The organism is Pseudomonas sp. Irchel 3A18 (assembly GCF_900187465.1).
GTDB lineage: Bacteria > Pseudomonadota > Gammaproteobacteria > Pseudomonadales > Pseudomonadaceae > Aquipseudomonas > Aquipseudomonas cichorii.
This window is the reverse complement of the sequence record NZ_FYDI01000006.1, coordinates 369,511-385,857: the sequence shown is the minus strand read 5'-3', so window position 1 is coordinate 385,857 and position 16,347 is coordinate 369,511. Positions and strand designations below refer to the sequence as shown.

The window sequence follows — 16,347 nt, the reverse complement described above, 5'->3', positions numbered from 1 at the left end:
ACAAAAAATGGCACGTGAATCGATTCAACAAGAGCTCACCGGGCTCGCAGAGCAATTTGAGCGCGCATCAGCCGGACTTGTATCAATAACCAACCCACTATCTACATTTGAATATGAGAAGGGGCTGTACGGTGTTTTATTTATAAAGCCAAACAAGCGACTCTCAAAAATATTCTCGACTGATCGCGAGGTGATCGTACTGATCACAAATTTTCAAGATCAGCAGCAGCGTACGATCCAAGCTCTAAAGACGCAAATTTCCGAATCGCATGGAAGGCTGGAGGGAGCGCTCGCAATCGTAGTTCATGCCGATCCGGAAGGTAATAGAAAGCTCAAAAACTGGGGGAGAGAACAGGGCTTAGCCATTCTTCCAATTTCTGCCCGAGATGCGATTAGCGATCCTGCAACGTTTGAGCGAGACCTTCTGCAAGATTTTTTCTCAAATGATCCCTTTGATGTTACAGGACCTGTCTCCGATGATGCCAGGTTCTTCGGGCGGCGCACTGAAGCTTTAGATATCGCGCGACAACTGCGAAATGGGCAGATCAGATCATCTTTGGGAATTCGAAAGATTGGCAAGACGTCTATCTTAAATCGAATACTTCATGAGGCTCGGACGCATCAGGATTGTGTGTCTATCATGATTGACTGCTCTAAGGACGATATATGGGAGCAAACTGCGGCACAGTTGCTGAGTTCTATATCGGAATCCGTTACGGCAGCGTCCGTGAGTAACCCCAGATACGCCGAAGCCTTTCGTACACGGAATGTAAAGCTAGCACTCACCGACGCGAGAGCCTCTCTGCTTAAGGCAATTCAAAATACCGATGGGACGGTAATCATATTCTTTGATGAGGTCGATTACATCACCCCAGGCAGCCCAACAGCTAAAGAAGCATGGACCGCTGATTTCAATCCTTTCTGGCGAAATCTTCGTGTAGTAGTACAGGAGTGTGCGCGGCTCGAAAAGAAGCTGTCTCTTTTCGTGTGTGGTGTATCAAGTAAATGGTTTAAGGAGGAGTCAATTGAGGGCGTAGAAAATGCCGTCTTGGCATTCATTCCAGACGAATATCTTTCGCCTCTCGCGCCTAGTGCCAGTGCTGCAATGATTAGGGCTACATCTAAAGTTGCGGGGCTCACGTTTGATGATGCTACTGCCGAATGGATTGGTAATGCATGTGGAAATATGCCTTACTGGACCCGCAAAGCGTGCTCGTACATTCACCGGCACATTGATATTAGGGATAGACCTTGCGCGGTACAGGAAGAAACTGCGCAGCGATTAGTAAGAGATTTTGTTGAGGTTGAGGGTGCGGCAATTGCGGAGGTAGCACTAAATCATCTTTTTAGAGTGCATCCTGAAGTCTATGGTCCTGCCAAGCAAGTTTTGGACGGTCAGATTTGCAGCAAGTCAGATATTCTAACATCTACATTGTTGAGATACGGTGTGTTGCAAGAGAAGTTAGGGAAAATTCAACTTGGCAGCATCATGATCGAAGAAGGCTTGAGATTATACGAGAGAAGGCATGCCTCCACGTCAGCGCCCGCTGTTGAAGTGGGGCAGGTGAACGCTCAGAATCTGTTGTTTACTCTTGATGAGTGGGCGGACGAGTTAGCACTTATTAATGCCAGTCGAAATAAGCTTGAAAAAAGATTGCGCGGACTTGCACTGAATTTTATAAAATTTTCTTGCCTTCAGGATAAGTCAAAAGGTACTCCTTCAGGTCGCATACAAAGGAGTATTGAAAAGCACCGGCTTGACAAGCTAAAGCATCTTCCGGCTGACGACTTGATTGAGAAGCTTCTTTGGTCAGAGCTTGTAAGGTTGATAGAGAAGGAATGGGATCTTTTTTCGCCGATTTTCAATGATCTCCGCCTTCTAAAAGAGCACGCAGAGTTAGTAAATGATCGGCCAGACACCCATGCGAAAGATGCTGACGGAGCAGATATTGCTCACTATAGGCGATCACTTCGCTGGCTTGAAGATGCTGTCCAGCGAGCTAGCGCTTAAAAATTCTCTAGAGCATTAGCCTTTACCTGAGAGCCGGTTCAGTGCCGAAACGGGCCCTGGACCGGTTGCAGTCTGTCACCGGCAGATGCAACCTTTCAGCGGGTTTCCACCGCTGTAAAATTTTGGCCGGCATAGTTTTTCACTCCCAATATGGTTAAGCCGTCGAAAGCCGGTTTAGGGTGATTTTCAGTTCGGGTCCCGGCTGATAAATCTAAAGTGTAAAGTTTCACTGCTATCTGCCATCAATACTTTACGAAATATTTTACATTTTTTCCTTGTGAAATCGACTGACTCTGGTTTTGCCAAGTAAAATAGCAGTTTTGTACTGGAAGCTAGGTGTCATTAGCGCTATTAGGTATTAACAACCGTTCTAAAAAGCTACTTGGACTTTCATGAAGTTCAGGCTTGAGACCCCCGCATTGCGGGGGTTTTTGCGTTTCTGGCCTATCAGAAAGTCATGATGGTTTTTTCTGGCTCTTCGGGCTAAGGCTATCGGTGCCTGGATGGCGAGGCCCAGAGTAATGCCGATCAGCTAAGGCATGATCACTTCGTGGGAGGCAGCTTGCTGCAAGTTTGTTTGTGCACATTTCACCGGCTGATCATCGCCGCCGACCCCAGCACCTGCAGTTGTGCCGAATTGGATGAGGCTGTCGTAAGCGTGAACATCATTGTCCGCTTCGCATTTGGAACTGACCATTCATAGGAAATGGTTTGTGTCGGTCCATTCAAGGCGGTTTGTTTTTGCTCATTCTTCAATAGTTTGGCGGTGAGCGGGGAGGGTGGGTTTGCGACCAGTTGAGTGAACAGCTTTATTACAGTCGCAGTATTTGCCCTGCGGACATGTACCGAGCAAAAACTCTTCCCGGCAGGAAGGCTCAGTACAAAGAGTCCCGATTTGTCTGGAACAGGCCAAGCGTCTCCGGGGTGGCCTGCCAGGAATAGTGCTGCCTTGTCAGGGGGAAGCTTTGGCATAGGCTTCAGCTGTGTTCTGAGAGCTTCAAGATCTAAAAGGTTCTTCATGCAAAGCGATGCGTAGATTTTGGCGAACGAGTTGGCTTGATCGTCGCCTTCACTGCCAAGGCAAACAGTTGGCGTCAGGACAAGTGCAAGCAGGGCGGCGATAAGTCTGGGCATTGAACCTCTCCGGGGAACCTGACAATTGAGCCAAAGAACAGCCCCTTCAGCGTAGGATCCTTTTTGAATTCTGCCGCCGCCCTGTCGCGAACTCATTCGCAATAAACGTTATTACAACCCCAGTTCCGAAAGCCCCGGATGGTCATCCGGTCTGCGACCCAGCGGCCAGTGGAACTTGCGTTCCGACTCTTTGATCGGCAGGTCGTTGATGCAGGCAAAACGTCTGGCCATTAGCCCGTTCTCTTCAAACTCCCAGTTTTCGTTGCCATAGGAACGGAACCAGTTGCCCGAATCGTCATGCCATTCGTAGGCATAGCGCACGGCGATGCGGTTGTCGGTGAAGGCCCAGAGCTCTTTGATCAAGCGATAGTCCAGCTCCTTTGCCCATTTGCGGGCGAGGAAATCCCGGGCCTGTTCACGATTGGTGACAAATTCGGCGCGGTTTCGCCATTGGGTATCTTCGGTGTAGGCCAGGGAGACTTTTTCCGGGTCCCGGCTGTTCCAGCCATCTTCAGCCAGGCGGACTTTTTGAAGGGCGGTTTCGCGGCTGAAGGGCGGTAACGGCGGGCGTGGCTGAGCGGTGGCGGACATGGTGGAACCTCGGGGCTTTGGGTGTCAGGGAGTTGAGAGGCTGGCGGTCTTGAGCAGAAGGCGGGCCACCTCACGGGCATTGTCGGCAGCCGCGTGATCGCCCATCACCAGAGCCTGGGTAATGGCTCCATCAATCAGGATCAGCAGTTGCCTGGCCAGCGCTTCAGGCGCCGACACGGAAAGTTGTTCACACAGTTGGATCACGTAATCGAGCAGCTTCTGCTTGTGATCCTTGGCAATCAGGCGCACGGGGTCTTCAGGATCGCCGATTTCGCCTGCGGTATTGATAAAGGCGCAGCCCCGAAAGCCTTCGGACTCGAACCAGCCGGTGAGCACTGTAAACATGCCGAGGATGCGTTCCTCGGGTGTTTCGGCCTTGTCGGTTTCAGTTCTGAACCACTGCATCCAGCGGATATCGCGTGCGCTCAATGCCTGTGCGGCAATCTCGTCCTTGGTCGCGAAGTAGCGATAGATGCTCTTGCGGGCCACGCCAGAGGTACGCACCAGCAAGTCCATACCCATGGCGTGAATGCCGACGCGATAGATCAGTGCTTCGGCGGTTTGCAGAATCTTGTCTTGCACGGGGGAGGGTGTTTTAGTCGTCATGGGTAAAAGAGTAGAACGAGCGTTCTACCTCAGTCAAGCCCCTTCAGTTTGATTCTGAAATGCCATGCATTTGCAGTTGTGATCGAACTTGCGGCCCGAACCGGGATCAGTTGCATGGAGTTTTTGCTCTGTCTGCCATTCAACGAAGGAGAAGCTGCCCGGTGTCTCAGTTAAGAACCTTGATCCTGTTGGGGCTCCTGTTTTGCGCAGGCAGCTTTCACGTTCAGGCCGCCGACGTGCCGGCTCTCCCTATGGCGGCAGCGGCTCCTGTCGATGACAAGTCTGCTGAGAAAAAGGCTGACAAACCTGACGAGAAGGCCGCTGAGAAGCCCGAGGAAAAAGCTGCAGAGACCGAACCACCGGCTGCCGAGATTCTGGTGCAGGGTGGTCTGCTCGGGGCGATCAGCACCAGCATCGATGACATTCAAAAAACGCTCAATCTGGACGAAAGCCTGTGGGATGCCTGGCGCTTGCGGGCTGACCGTGCCGCTGATGAGATTGGTGATCTGGTCAACAAGCGCACGGCACGTTCTCCGTGGAGCGTGGTGGGCGATTTCCTGATTCTGTCGGTGGTGTGGATCGGTGCGTTTGCGGTGCTGACGACATTGGGACGTTTTCTGGCGGTCCGTCTGAGTCGACGCCCGTTTCTTCAGGTCCGTGAGCGCAGCCAGGCGCTTTTGAAATACGTGCTGCCTTTCACGCTGCCCGCAATAATCTGCCTGCCGTTGACGCTGTACGTCAGTCACTTTATGCCGTCCTCCGTGGGGCGTGCGCTGTCGCTCTGTTTTGCTTACGCGACCAGCAGCGGCATCGTCTCCACGTCGGTGCTGCTGTGTGTCATCGTTATGTTCAACTCGGGACACAAGCGTGCAGCGGTACGCATGATCCGTCGCTACAGTCCGCGCCCGTTGTTCATCATCGGCTTTCTGGCGGCGCTGAGCGATGCGCTGACCAGCCCGCAGATCGCCCGCCAGTTAGGCAGTAACTTCACCACCAGTGTGTCGGTGTTCACCGGGTTGTTCGCTTCGGTCGTGTTCTGCATGTTGGTGATCAAGGTGCGTCGCCCGATCGCTCACCTGATTCGCAACCGCTCCCTGAGCAGCCGCATGCAAAGGCCTGCATTGCAGCGATCCCTGAAAATATTCTCCAACCTCTGGCACTTGCCGATTCTGCTGATGATCCTGGTTTCGGCCATCAACCTCATCGGTGCTGGCGAGGACAGTCAGCAAACCCTGCGTTGTGCGCTGTTCACCACGCTGTTGCTGATCGCGACGGTGTTCCTGAGCACGGTATTCGAGCACCTGTTCAAGCCTGCCGAAGAAGGAGGGCGCGGCGGACATGTGTACAAGGCGCGCCTGCTGCGGCTGGTGTATGCGATGTTGCGGATTACGCTGGCGGTGGCGTTCATCGAGATACTGGGACGGATCTGGGGCTTCTCGATGTTCGAGTTCGCCCAGCGCAATACCCTCGGACGTGTGATCAGCGATTCGCTGAGCAGCATCGGTCTGATCTTTCTGGTGACCTGGCTGCTGTGGGTGGTGCTCGACACGGCCATTCAGGAAGCTCTCAAGCCACCGGTCAATCACCGCAACGGGCGTCAGCCCAGTACGCGAATCAAGACCATCCTGCCGTTGTTGCGCAATGCGGTGAAAATCATTCTGGTGGTGATCTGCGCGATTACCACCATGGCCAACCTGGGGATCAACGTCGCGCCATTGCTGGCAGGTGCCGGTGTGGTGGGCCTGGCCATCGGTTTCGGTTCGCAACAATTGGTCCAGGATGTCATCACCGGCCTGTTCATCATCATCGAGGACACCTTTTCCGTCGGCGACTGGGTGGTGCTCAGCACTGGCCATTCCGGCTCGGTGGAAAGCCTGACGATTCGTACCGTGCGCCTGCGTGACGGCAAAGGCTTCGTGCATTCGGTGCCGTTCGGGCAGATCAAGGCCGTCACCAACCAGTCCCGGCAGTTTGCCTATGCGTTCTTCTCGGTGCAGTTCACCTATGACTCCGATATCGACGAAGCCTTGGCGCTGATTCGTGAAACAGGGCAGTCGATCACCGAGGACATTCTGCTCAAAAACAACCTGCAAGGGCCGCTGGAAGTGTTCGGTGTGGACCGCATGGATCTCAATGGCGTGGTCCTGACCGCCCAGTTCCGCACCTCGTCGGGCGGGCAGTACAGCGTAGGCCGGGCCTTCAACGAACGGCTCAAGCGACTTGTGGATAAACATCCTGATGTGCGCTTTGCCCAGACTTATCCACAGATGGTAATGAGTCCGGGTCAGGCGCAGGCTCCGGTGCCTGCACCTGCACCTGCACCCGAGTAGCGAATTCATCGGCCAATGAATTCGCTCCTTGGCTGCAAGTGTTGGGGGTTAGCGGTCAACGTGATATGTTTGCAGGCGTTTTTCACCTGATTACTTGATGATTTACCGAGCCTGCTGACTCTATGCGAATGCGCCTTATGCTATTGGGCGGCGGGAATGCCCTCGGGCAAGCGCTGATTCGTCTGGGTGCCGAGGAAGACATTGGTTTCCTCGCGCCGCGTCCACCGCAAGACGGTTGGGACGCAGCGAGCCTGACGCAACTGCTCGATGACACCCGTCCCGATGCCTTGATCAACCTTGCTTACTACTTCGACTGGTTTCAGGCGGAGACAGTGAGTGAAGCGCGTCTGACCCACCAGGAACGCTCCGTGGAGCGCCTGGCCGAATTGTGTCAGCACCACAACATCATTCTTGTTCAGCCTTCCAGCTATCGAGTGTTCGATGGCTCGCGGGCGACTGCCTACAGCGAAAAGGACGATCCCGTGCCTTTGGGGCTGCGTGGCCAGGCCTTGTGGCGTATCGAACAGAGCGTGCGTGCGGCCTGCCCGCAACATTTGCTGGTACGCTTTGGCTGGTTGCTGGATGACAGCGCCGATGGCGTGCTGGGCCGCTTCCTGACCCGCGCCGAACAGCCGGAGGAACTGTTGCTGGCCGATGACCGGCGCGGCAATCCGACGCCGGTCGACGATGCTGCCCGGGTCATCATTTCGGTTCTCAAGCAGCTCGACTGCGAGGCGCCGTTGTGGGGGACCTACCACTACGCCGGTCACGAGGCCACGACGCCATTGGCGTTGGGGCAGGCTGTTCTCACCGAGGCGCGCCTGCTGCATCCTCTGGCTATCGAATCGCCCACTGCCCAGGCCCACGCCGCACGGCCCGATGCCGCGCAAGAGCCGCAGCATGGCGTTCTGGCCTGCAAGAAAATTCTCCATACCTTCGGCATCAAGCCCCGCGCCTGGCGTGCGGGGTTGCCAAGCCTGCTGGATCGGTACTATCGACATGTCTGACGCTCCAATCCTGATTACCGGCGGTGCTGGCTTCATTGGCTCCCACCTGGCTGATGCCTTGTTGGCCCAAGGGTATGCGGTACGCATCCTTGACGACCTCTCGACCGGCAAGCGCAGCAATCTGCCGCTGGATAATGCTCGTATCGAGCTGATCGAAGGCGATGTCGCCGACAGTGCCCTGGTCACTCGTGCAGCCCGGGGGTGTCAGGCCGTCGTGCATCTGGCGGCAGTTGCTTCGGTCCAGGCCTCGGTAGAAGACCCGGTCAAAACCCACCAGAGCAACTTCATCGGCACCTTGAATGTCTGCGAAGCCATGCGCGAGGCGGGCATCAAACGCGTGCTGTTCGCTTCCAGTGCTGCGGTGTACGGCAACAACGGCGAAGGTGAGTCAATCACTGAAGACACGCCCAAGTCGCCGTTGACGCCTTACGCTTCGGACAAGCTGGCCAGCGAGCAATACCTGGACTTCTATCGCCGCCAGCACGGTTTCGAGCCGGTCATCTTCCGCTTCTTCAATATCTTCGGCCCGCGTCAGGATCCATCGTCACCGTATTCCGGTGTGATCAGTATCTTTGCCGAGCGTGCCGAGAAAGGGCTGCCGATCACGGTGTTTGGTGATGGCGAGCAGACCCGGGACTTTTTCTACATCGGCGATCTGGCCAGGCTGCTGACCCAGGCTCTGGAGCAGACCAGCCCTGCTGAAGGTGCGATCAACGTCGGTCTGAACAAAGCCACTTCGCTCAATGAGCTGTTGGGCGCTCTGAAGGGCGTAGTCGGGAGCCTGCCGCCAGTCAGTTATCAGGCCCCGCGTTCTGGCGACATTCGTCATTCGCGGGCAGATAACCGGCGTCTGCTGGAGCGTTTCACGCTGGAAGAAACGACACCGCTGAGTGTCGGGCTGGCGCGTTTGCTGGGACGTTGAGTATTGAGTGTCTGTTCCCGCAATGGTCTTGTGGGAGCAGGCCTTCAGGCAGTAATCGTAGCCAGCGATTATTACAGGCTAGAGCTTTTTCCTTTTATCTCGTAGGACCTTTCTGCATTAGATGTAGTTGGCTTTTTTTTGGAACGCAAAACCGTTTGAATAGCCTTATCGCATCCAGCGCCTTTTTAAACGGAGCGTATGAGATATGCAGGGTGAAAACGACGTTCGTTTCGTCAGGGTCGAAAAAGTACCGTGTGAGTTGGTCGTGGCAGGCTTCGTGAATGAGTATTCACAGTATCTTGAACAAGAAAGAGGTGTTGAGAGAACGTCCCGTTCTACATGCTATATGTTGCTTCGCGTTACTTCCTGGTTGATGATTCTGGTTGGTGTTTTCACGATCATGTTTGGTCCTGAAACCCTCAGCTACAGCAGTCAGACCGGGCCAACTTTTTTGCAGCTCATTCAAATATATCCCGGTGCTATCGTTTCGATAGGCGCTCTTTTATTTGTTATCAGCAAGTTCTTCGATTGCACTCACAGCGGTACTCCACTCACGCCTGAGCGGTTTCTGCTGGTGTTCTACGAGTTGCAATTACCTGAAGAGCCTGGCATTTCTATCGCGTATGTGCAGGGCTCCCGGTTTCAGATAACCCGCGATTAGCCCAAAACGACAAAGGCACCCATCAGGGTGCCTTTGTGTGTTCTGGTGCAGCGATCAGAACTTGTAGCCCACACCGACCATGTAGACCCATGGGTCGATGTCCACGCTGACCTTGGTCTTGTTGAAGCCCAGCCCGGCCGGGCCGTCTACGGTGGCTTCGGTGTCGATGTCGACGTACCAGACCGAGGCGTTGAGCAGAACGTTGTCAGTGATCAGGTAGTCCATGCCCAACTGTCCGGCCAGGCCAACCGAGTCCTTGAGCTTGAGGTTGCTGAAGCCCTGATCCTTGCGGTTGCTGGTCAGGTCGTTGTCAAAGAATGTGGTGTAGTTGATGCCGATGCCCGCATAAGGCTGGAACTTCGACGAAGGCGCCATCGGGTAGTACTGCAGGGACAGGGTCGGTGGCAAATGCTTTACATCGGCCAGCTTGCCGTCGAGTCCTGCGCCCAGGCCGCTGACCGAAACGGTGTGGTTGAAAGGGGTCGCTGCCAGCAGCTCGATACCGATATGGTTAGTCAGCATGTAGGCAAAGGTCAGGCCGAGCTGGGTATCGCCATTGAGGCTTGCCTTGGTGCCGGAGACTTTGTTGCCATCGAACTTCAGCTCACCACTCTCTTCTTGAGGATCAACATGTGCGGCACCGGCACGGACGATGAAGTCACCCGCTTCATAGGCCTGTGCGGCAGTGGGAGCAGCGATGGCCAGGGCTATCAGAGAAGCGCGAAGCAAGGACGTTTTCATGAGTGGCTCCAAGGGGTCAATAAGTTTTATGGGCTAATGTTAAAGCGCTGTTTTGAGGCGACTTTGATACAGCTCAATGAAACGGTTGAGAGCCCTCTGGAACCTCACGAATCCGGCAATTCATAGACAAAAATCTTGTCTGCCTGCATTTGATAACCCGCCTCGGCCAGCTCGCTGGTCGATGATTTTGCCTGCATCGGCCCTTCAATCCAGTAAGGCTGATACAGCTCATCGACCTTCACGCCCAGTTCACTGGTGACATGTACGATCTGGTTTGCGGGCGGTGGCGGAACATGGATGCAGGCACCGAAATACGGCACCAGCAAGAACTCCGTCACTCGACCTTCCTCGCTGACCTCGAGCGGCACGATGTAACCCGGCAGGCGTACCAGCTTGCCATCCAGTGCCTTGACGACAGGTGCATGGGGAGCCAGTTGTCTGGCTGCCGGTGCTGACTCCATGGCCAGTGCATCGGACAGCTTCGACATGTCGTGCATCGGCGCTGTAATCGGCGCCACGACAGGTGCATCGGGTGGAATCATGTCGTTCCAGGTCAGCTCGCGCGGCTCGACGGCCCACACCGAAGTGCTGGCCGAGAACAGCAGGGTTATCAGCAGGCGCCGCATGGTGAAGCTCCTCATAAGCGAATCGACAGGCCATCGGCCAGCGATTGCCTGTAGGCTCGCCATGCCGGGATAGTCCCCATCAACAGCGCGGCAGCAAGGATGCCACCGAGCAATTTCCATTCATATTGGCCAGGTGGCATAGTCGACAGGTATAAACCGTAACTGTTTTGTACAAGATCCTGGGCCAGTGCGATGCCGAGATAGAGCAGTGCAAGGCCGCTGATGACGCCCGCGAGTGCCAGGGCAAAGGCTTCAAAAATCAACAGGCTTGCGATGTGCCAGGGCCTTGCGCCAACTGATCGGAGGATCGCCATTTCACGACGACGTTCGTTCAGGCTGGTCAAAATAGCCGTCAGCATACCGATCAGGCCGGTGAGCACCACGAACAGTGATATGACGAACAGGGCTTTTTCGGCCGTGCCCATCAGGCTCCACAACTCCTGCAAGGCAACACCCGGCAATATTGCCAGCAATGGCTCGCCGCGGAACTCATTGATCTCGCGTTGCAGGCTGAACGTCGCAATCTTGCTGTTCAGACCCAGCATGACCGCAGTGATTGCCGTCGGCGTCAGGTCCATGTTGCGCGCCTGATCGGCGGAGATACGCTCATTGCCTCGGGCAGGTGCGCCGTTGTGCCAGTCAATGTGAATGGCCTCCATACCGCCCAGGCTGATATGCAGCGTGCGGTCGACCGGTGTGCCGGTGGGTTTCAGAATGCCCACCACCGTGAACGGCTTGTCGTCGTGCTTGACCAGGCTGATCGCCGCCACGCCGTGTGCCAAGACCAGTTTGTCGCCCAGTTTGTAATGCAGGGCCTTGGCGACTTCCGAGCCCAGGACCACTTCAAACGGGTCGGTCTGGAAGGTACGACCATCGGCCAGTGTCAGGTGTTGCTGGCGGCCGTACTGATAATTCTCGAAATAGGATTCGTTGGTGCCCATTACCCGATAGCCGCGATGGGAGTCGCCCAGTGAAATCGGAATCGCCCATTTGACCTGTTTGTGGCTGGCCAGATGCTCGAAGCTGTCCCAGCGAATATTGTTGGTGGCGTTGCCGATGCGGAACACCGAGTAGAGCAGCAGGTTGATCGAGCCGGAGCGGGCGCCGACGATCAGGTCCGTGCCGCTGATGGTGCTGGCGAAGCTGGCGCGGGCTTCGGTGCGCACCCGCTCGACGGCCAGCAACAGACAGACCGACAGGGCAATGGCGAAAACAGTGAGGAATGCGGTGAAGCGGCGGTTGGCCAGGCTGGCCATTGCCAGACGAAACAGATACATCTCAAATCTCCACGTCGACGGCAGCGCGATTGAGTTCGGACAGCGACAGGTTGCGGTCGAACAGCGGCGCCAGGCTCTGGTCATGGCTCACGAACAACAGGCTGGAACCGGCTTCTCGGCATTCGGCGAACAACAGGCGAATGAAGGATTCCCGGGTATCGGCATCCAGAGCCGAGGTGGGTTCGTCGGCGATCACCAGTTCCGGCTGGCCGATCAAGGCGCGAGCTGCTGCCACCCGCTGTTGCTGCCCGATGGAGAGGGAACCGGCGCGACGGCTAAGCAGGGCTGGATCTTTCAGGCCCAGGTGCGCGAGCAGCGTGCTGGTGGCTTGCCCGACGCTGCCATGCCGCTGTTTCGCCCGTTCAGCGCGGACTCTGGAAAAGTGGCAGGGCAACTCGACGTTCTCCCGCACCGAAAGAAACGGCAGCAGGTTGAACTGCTGGAAGATATAACCGGTGTGATCGACCCGAAAGCGGTCTCGGGCACCCGCCGACAATTGCGACAGGTCCTGGCCCAACAGACGGATGCTGCCGCTCCCCGGTTTCTGTACGCCACCCAGCAGGCCCAGCAAGGTGGTCTTGCCACTGCCGCTCGGGCCTTTGAGGAACAGTGTTTCTCCAGGCTCCAGGCGAAAGGCCGGGATATCCAGCAGTTGCGGATGTCCCGGCCAGTTGAAGCTCAGGTCCGACAGCTCGATAAGTGCTTGGGTCATAGCCTGACTCACGGTGTGTTGAGGTGTACATGAAAAGTAAAAGACCGGGCCAGGCCCGGTCGTTCGACTGCACGCGGTAATCAGAACTTGATCGACGGGTTTGCCGCAATCACTTCTGCGCCAGACTGGCCGCTTGGCGAGATCAGCTGTACCTGCAGTTTCTTGGTATCGGGGAAGGTCAGGAAAATCTGGCTCAGGTCCAGTTTTTTCAGAATGGCCGGAGCGTCGCAGACGAACTTGTAATGGCCTTTGATTTCGCTGTGTTCGTGATGCTCGTCGCCGTCCTTGCCGTGGTCATCATGATCGTCATCCTTGTCGCCGAACAGCGCGCTTTCAAGCTTCACCGAAGTGGCCGAGCAGTTGGCGGCATCCGAGATGCTGAACAGGGCATTGGGCTTGAGCAGTTGCTCGCGAGCCTTGGCCAGCTTGGCCTTGTCTTCGGCGGAAGTCGCTTCATGTTCAAAGCCCACGATGTTCATCGCCGGGCTCTCGAATTCCAGTTCCAGTGTCTTGCCCGACAGGACCACATCCAGACGACCCACGCCGTGCTCATGCGCACCCAGGCTGCCATGCTCGTGTTCGTGATCGTGTGGTTCGGCAGCATTGGCAACGGCCAGTGGCAGCAAGGCGAAGGGTAGGGCGAGAAGCAGACGGCGCATGAAGGACTCCGGACATGATTTGAAAAAATCTGTTATGTGATCTTATAACAGTTGATGGCGCGAGTGACCTGTTTTTTCTCCGTGTCTTCAATTTGGCATACGCGGTACTCACGTTATGACGAAGCAATCTCATAGCGCCTGAAATTCCTCCTACCGTCAAATGAAGAAGGCATTTGTCGGTTCAGGACCGAGTCTCAGGGAGAGAGTCATGCCAACGCTTTGTTGTCCGGCCATTGCCGTGCCGGAATTCACGATCAGCCTTGAAGAGACTCTGGCAAGCGTTTCCAGCCTGCACCCGCATCATCCTCAATTGGCGCTTGTTCGGCGTCTGATCCGTAATACCAAGGTCAACAAACGCCATTTGGTGCAACCGATAGCGCAGACCCTGGAGCATCCGGGCTTCGAGGTGCGTAACCGCATCTATGAACGTGAAGCCAAGGCCCGCATTCCCGATGTCGTGAGTCGGGCGCTGGCCAATGCCCAACTGCTTCCCCGGCAGATCGACGCGATCATTTATGTGTCCTGCACCGGTTTCATGATGCCTTCGCTGACGGCCTGGATGATCAATGAGCTGGAGTTTCGCACCGATACACGGCAGATACCCATCGCCCAACTGGGGTGTGCGGCTGGCGGCTCGGCCATCAATCGTGCCCATGATTTCTGCCTGGCTTATCGGGATGCCAACGTGTTGATTGTGGCCTGCGAGTTCTGTTCGTTGTGTTATCAGCCCACGGACATGACGGTCGGCAATCTGCTGTCCAATGGCCTGTTTGGCGATGCGCTGGCGGCTGCGGTGGTGCGAGGTCAGGGCGGTGAAGGCATCCAGTTGGTGGGTAATGGCTCGCGTCTGGTGCTGGGCACCGAAGACTGGATCAGTTATGCCGTCAAAGCCACCGGCTTTCATTTCTGCCTTGATCGACGTGTGCCCGGAACCATGGAGCAACTGGCGCCGGAGCTTCGTTCGGTAGCCGCAGTTCATGGCTGGCAGGCCGACGACCTGGATTTCTACATCATTCATGCCGGTGGTCCGCGGATTCTCGATGACCTGTCGCATTACCTGGGCGTGGACGGAGCTCTGTTCGTGCACAGCCGGGCCACATTGACCGAGTACGGCAACATTGCATCGGCCGTTGTGCTGGATGCATTGCGCCGACTTTTCGAGACTGGCGGCGCTCATCAGGGCGCACGCGGAATCATTGCCGGGTTCGGTCCCGGTATCACTGCGGAAATAACCTTGGGTACATGGAACAACAGGGAGGTTTTACCATGACTGCCACAGCAGCTTTAGCGCCAGATGCTTTTTTACTGGGAGGCGACACGCCCATCAAGCGCATGGGCTATGGTGCCATGCACCTGACCGGTTATGGCATGTGGGGGCCAGCGGAGAATACTGAGCAGGCCAAGGCGGTATTGCGCCATGCCGTGCATGACCTGGGTGTCACCTTTCTCGACACGGCAGACTCCTACGGGCCGGGCAATAACGAAGACATCATTCGCGATGCGCTTTACCCCTATCCTGAGAATCTGATCATTTCCACCAAGGGCGGAATGCTGAGGTCCGGCCCCAATGACTGGATACATGGCGCGCCGGGCGCTCCGTATATCGTGCCCTTGGGGCGGCCCGAGTATCTGCGTCAGCAGGTTGAAATGAGCTTGCGCCGTCTTCAGGTCGAGCGTATCGACTTGTATCAATTGCACAGCATTGACCCGCAAGTGCCGCTTGCCGAATCCCTGGGCGAGCTTGTCCGTTTGCGCGAGCAGGGCAAGATCCTCCACATCGGATTATCCAACCAGCCAGGCGTGACTCTGGAGCAACTGGAGCAGGCCCATCGTGTGGCGAACATTGCCGCCATCGAGAACCTCTACAACATTGCCGATCGCACCGATGAGCCGGTATTGCAGCGGGCCCAGGCATTGAATGTCGCGTTCATTCCATGGTTCCCGCTTGGTCATGGCGCTCTTGTCGGGCCTGACAGCGCGTTGCAGCCTCTAGCCAGCCACTATGGCCTGACACCTTCACAACTGGCTCTGGCGTGGTTGCTCAATCATGCTCCGAACATAGTGCTGATTCCCGGAACCACGTCCATCGCCCACCTGGAGGAAAACGCCAAGGCTGTGAGCGTGCAACTGGATGAGGATCAACGCTCAGCCATTGTTCGGGAAGTCGATAGCCTTTCGCTGCCGACCTGGCGTCCCGAGCGCTGAGGAGGGCATGCCATGAGCACCTGCCAGCGGAATATCGAAACCCTGCGCGCTATCTATAAGGATCTGACCCGCATTGCCGAGTTTGCGGATGATGACATCGTGTTGCACAAGGCCGATCAGAACGCCTGCCCACCCACCGCCACTGGCAAGGAGGCGGTGCGCAGTCATGAAGTCGAACTCATCGCTATGACGCACTCTTCGCTTCATATGGATGTGCAGGAAATCATCGCCAATGAGTATTTCGGTACGGTTCTCGGCAACCTGCGCGTAACGTCCGCCGACAAGAGCATCTGCATGCCGTTCTGCGGGCTGTGGCGCTTTCGTGACGGAAAGGTCGTCGAACACTGGGAAAACGCCTATGACGCACGGGCCTTTGGCGGCTTTCTGATGGGGGATGATGTTCGGGCCGCTCGCTGGCTCTGTGTCTGATGCTGTGGGAGCATGTGCGCCAGTCAAGCGAGGACAGAACATGTTACGTATTCGTGGAACCATCGGCCAATGGCCTGTGGATTTGACGCTGGAACTGGACGACGGGGACTGGGCGCAACTGGGTGCCCAGCTCAAGGCTGCCGCCCCCGAGGTGAGCAGCGTCGTGGAAAACAGGCCGGTCAATCAGGACGACAGGACCTGGCAGGCCGCCAGGGACCTGCTGCAAAAGGCCGGACAACTCAGTGGGCCGGATCTGCTGGGGAAACTGGAAGGGCTGACCGGCAGCACCGCCGCTGGCAAACGCCTGCTGGTGCGTCTGCGTCATAGCGCCAATGTGAAAGTCGAAAGCGGCGCGGATGCACCGCTGTATAGCTGGGTCGAAATCAGCTCACCGTAGGAATAATGCCGATCAGTTAAGGTCATAGATCACTTTGTG

General features: G+C 56.2%; 17 protein-coding genes. 9 read left to right on the top strand and 8 right to left on the bottom strand.

Annotation, left to right across the window (positions count from 1 at the left end):
- The first annotated feature begins 7 nt into the window (after window positions 1-7).
- Window positions 8-2,011: an ATP-binding protein gene (locus CKW23_RS15050; protein ID WP_095067799.1), complete on the top strand. Its 2,004-nt coding sequence runs from the start codon at window positions 8-10 to the stop codon at window positions 2,009-2,011.
- A gap of 588 nt (window positions 2,012-2,599) precedes the next feature.
- Here CKW23_RS15050 and CKW23_RS15045 read toward each other — a convergent pair.
- The 3 genes from CKW23_RS15045 to CKW23_RS15035 all read right to left on the bottom strand — a co-directional run bounded on the left by CKW23_RS15045 (window position 2,600) and on the right by CKW23_RS15035 (window position 4,342).
- On the bottom strand, window positions 2,600-3,145 hold the full coding sequence (locus CKW23_RS15045; protein WP_025262037.1) for a hypothetical protein: 546 nt from the start codon (window positions 3,143-3,145) through the stop codon (window positions 2,600-2,602).
- 111 nt (window positions 3,146-3,256) lie between these two features.
- Complete coding sequence (locus tag CKW23_RS15040) at window positions 3,257-3,736, bottom strand: nuclear transport factor 2 family protein (protein ID WP_025262036.1); 480 nt, start codon at window positions 3,734-3,736, stop codon at window positions 3,257-3,259.
- A 24-nt stretch (window positions 3,737-3,760) separates the two neighbouring features.
- Complete coding sequence (locus CKW23_RS15035; RefSeq protein WP_025262035.1) at window positions 3,761-4,342, bottom strand: TetR/AcrR family transcriptional regulator; 582 nt, start codon at window positions 4,340-4,342, stop codon at window positions 3,761-3,763.
- Window positions 4,343-4,503: 161 nt separating this feature from the next.
- On the opposite strand from CKW23_RS15035, the gene CKW23_RS15030 reads away from it, so the two are divergent.
- From CKW23_RS15030 to CKW23_RS15015, 4 genes are all read left to right on the top strand, one after another.
- On the top strand, window positions 4,504-6,672 hold the full coding sequence (locus CKW23_RS15030; RefSeq protein WP_051427754.1) for a mechanosensitive ion channel family protein: 2,169 nt from the start codon (window positions 4,504-4,506) through the stop codon (window positions 6,670-6,672).
- A gap of 122 nt (window positions 6,673-6,794) precedes the next feature.
- Complete coding sequence (locus tag CKW23_RS15025) at window positions 6,795-7,679, top strand: sugar nucleotide-binding protein (RefSeq protein ID WP_095067798.1); 885 nt, start codon at window positions 6,795-6,797, stop codon at window positions 7,677-7,679.
- Window positions 7,672-8,601, top strand: coding sequence for an NAD-dependent epimerase/dehydratase family protein (locus CKW23_RS15020; protein WP_025262032.1), 930 nt, complete (start codon window positions 7,672-7,674; stop codon window positions 8,599-8,601). The genes CKW23_RS15025 and CKW23_RS15020 overlap by 8 nt, the downstream gene beginning before the upstream one ends.
- Before the next feature lie 205 nt (window positions 8,602-8,806).
- The gene (locus CKW23_RS15015) at window positions 8,807-9,262 is read left to right on the top strand and encodes a hypothetical protein (protein ID WP_095067797.1); all 456 of its coding nucleotides are present in this window, start codon (window positions 8,807-8,809) and stop codon (window positions 9,260-9,262) included.
- 54 nt (window positions 9,263-9,316) lie between these two features.
- Here the strand turns inward: CKW23_RS15015 and CKW23_RS15010 are convergent, their stop codons facing one another.
- The 5 genes from CKW23_RS15010 to CKW23_RS14990 form a co-directional block, all read right to left on the bottom strand.
- Window positions 9,317-10,003 carry an OmpW family protein gene (locus CKW23_RS15010; RefSeq protein ID WP_025262030.1) on the bottom strand — a complete coding sequence of 229 codons (687 nt, stop codon included), beginning with the start codon at window positions 10,001-10,003 and terminating at the stop codon, window positions 9,317-9,319.
- A gap of 104 nt (window positions 10,004-10,107) precedes the next feature.
- A complete protein-coding gene (locus CKW23_RS15005; RefSeq protein WP_025262029.1) occupies window positions 10,108-10,629 on the bottom strand; it encodes a DUF3299 domain-containing protein in 522 nt (173 codons plus the stop codon).
- An 11-nt stretch (window positions 10,630-10,640) separates the two neighbouring features.
- Window positions 10,641-11,906 carry an FtsX-like permease family protein gene (locus tag CKW23_RS15000; protein ID WP_095067796.1) on the bottom strand — a complete coding sequence of 422 codons (1,266 nt, stop codon included), beginning with the start codon at window positions 11,904-11,906 and terminating at the stop codon, window positions 10,641-10,643.
- Between the two features lies 1 nt (window position 11,907).
- Window positions 11,908-12,618, bottom strand: coding sequence for an ABC transporter ATP-binding protein (locus tag CKW23_RS14995; protein WP_025262027.1), 711 nt, complete (start codon window positions 12,616-12,618; stop codon window positions 11,908-11,910).
- Window positions 12,619-12,698: 80 nt separating this feature from the next.
- A complete protein-coding gene (locus CKW23_RS14990; protein WP_025262026.1) occupies window positions 12,699-13,277 on the bottom strand; it encodes a DUF2796 domain-containing protein in 579 nt (192 codons plus the stop codon).
- Between the two features lie 208 nt (window positions 13,278-13,485).
- Between CKW23_RS14990 and CKW23_RS14985 the strand changes: the two genes are divergently transcribed.
- From CKW23_RS14985 to CKW23_RS14970, 4 genes are read left to right on the top strand one after another with little or no spacing between them, the layout of a single operon-like run.
- On the top strand, window positions 13,486-14,547 hold the full coding sequence (locus CKW23_RS14985; RefSeq protein ID WP_025262025.1) for a type III polyketide synthase: 1,062 nt from the start codon (window positions 13,486-13,488) through the stop codon (window positions 14,545-14,547).
- A complete protein-coding gene (locus CKW23_RS14980) occupies window positions 14,544-15,482 on the top strand; it encodes an aldo/keto reductase (RefSeq protein ID WP_095067795.1) in 939 nt (312 codons plus the stop codon). Before CKW23_RS14985 ends, CKW23_RS14980 begins: the two co-directional genes overlap by 4 nt.
- A 12-nt stretch (window positions 15,483-15,494) precedes the next feature.
- Complete coding sequence (locus tag CKW23_RS14975; RefSeq protein ID WP_095067794.1) at window positions 15,495-15,911, top strand: nuclear transport factor 2 family protein; 417 nt, start codon at window positions 15,495-15,497, stop codon at window positions 15,909-15,911.
- A gap of 40 nt (window positions 15,912-15,951) precedes the next feature.
- Window positions 15,952-16,308 (top strand): hypothetical protein, encoded by a 357-nt coding sequence (locus tag CKW23_RS14970; protein ID WP_025262022.1) that lies wholly within the window; start codon window positions 15,952-15,954, stop codon window positions 16,306-16,308.
- Window positions 16,309-16,347: the final 39 nt, after the last annotated feature.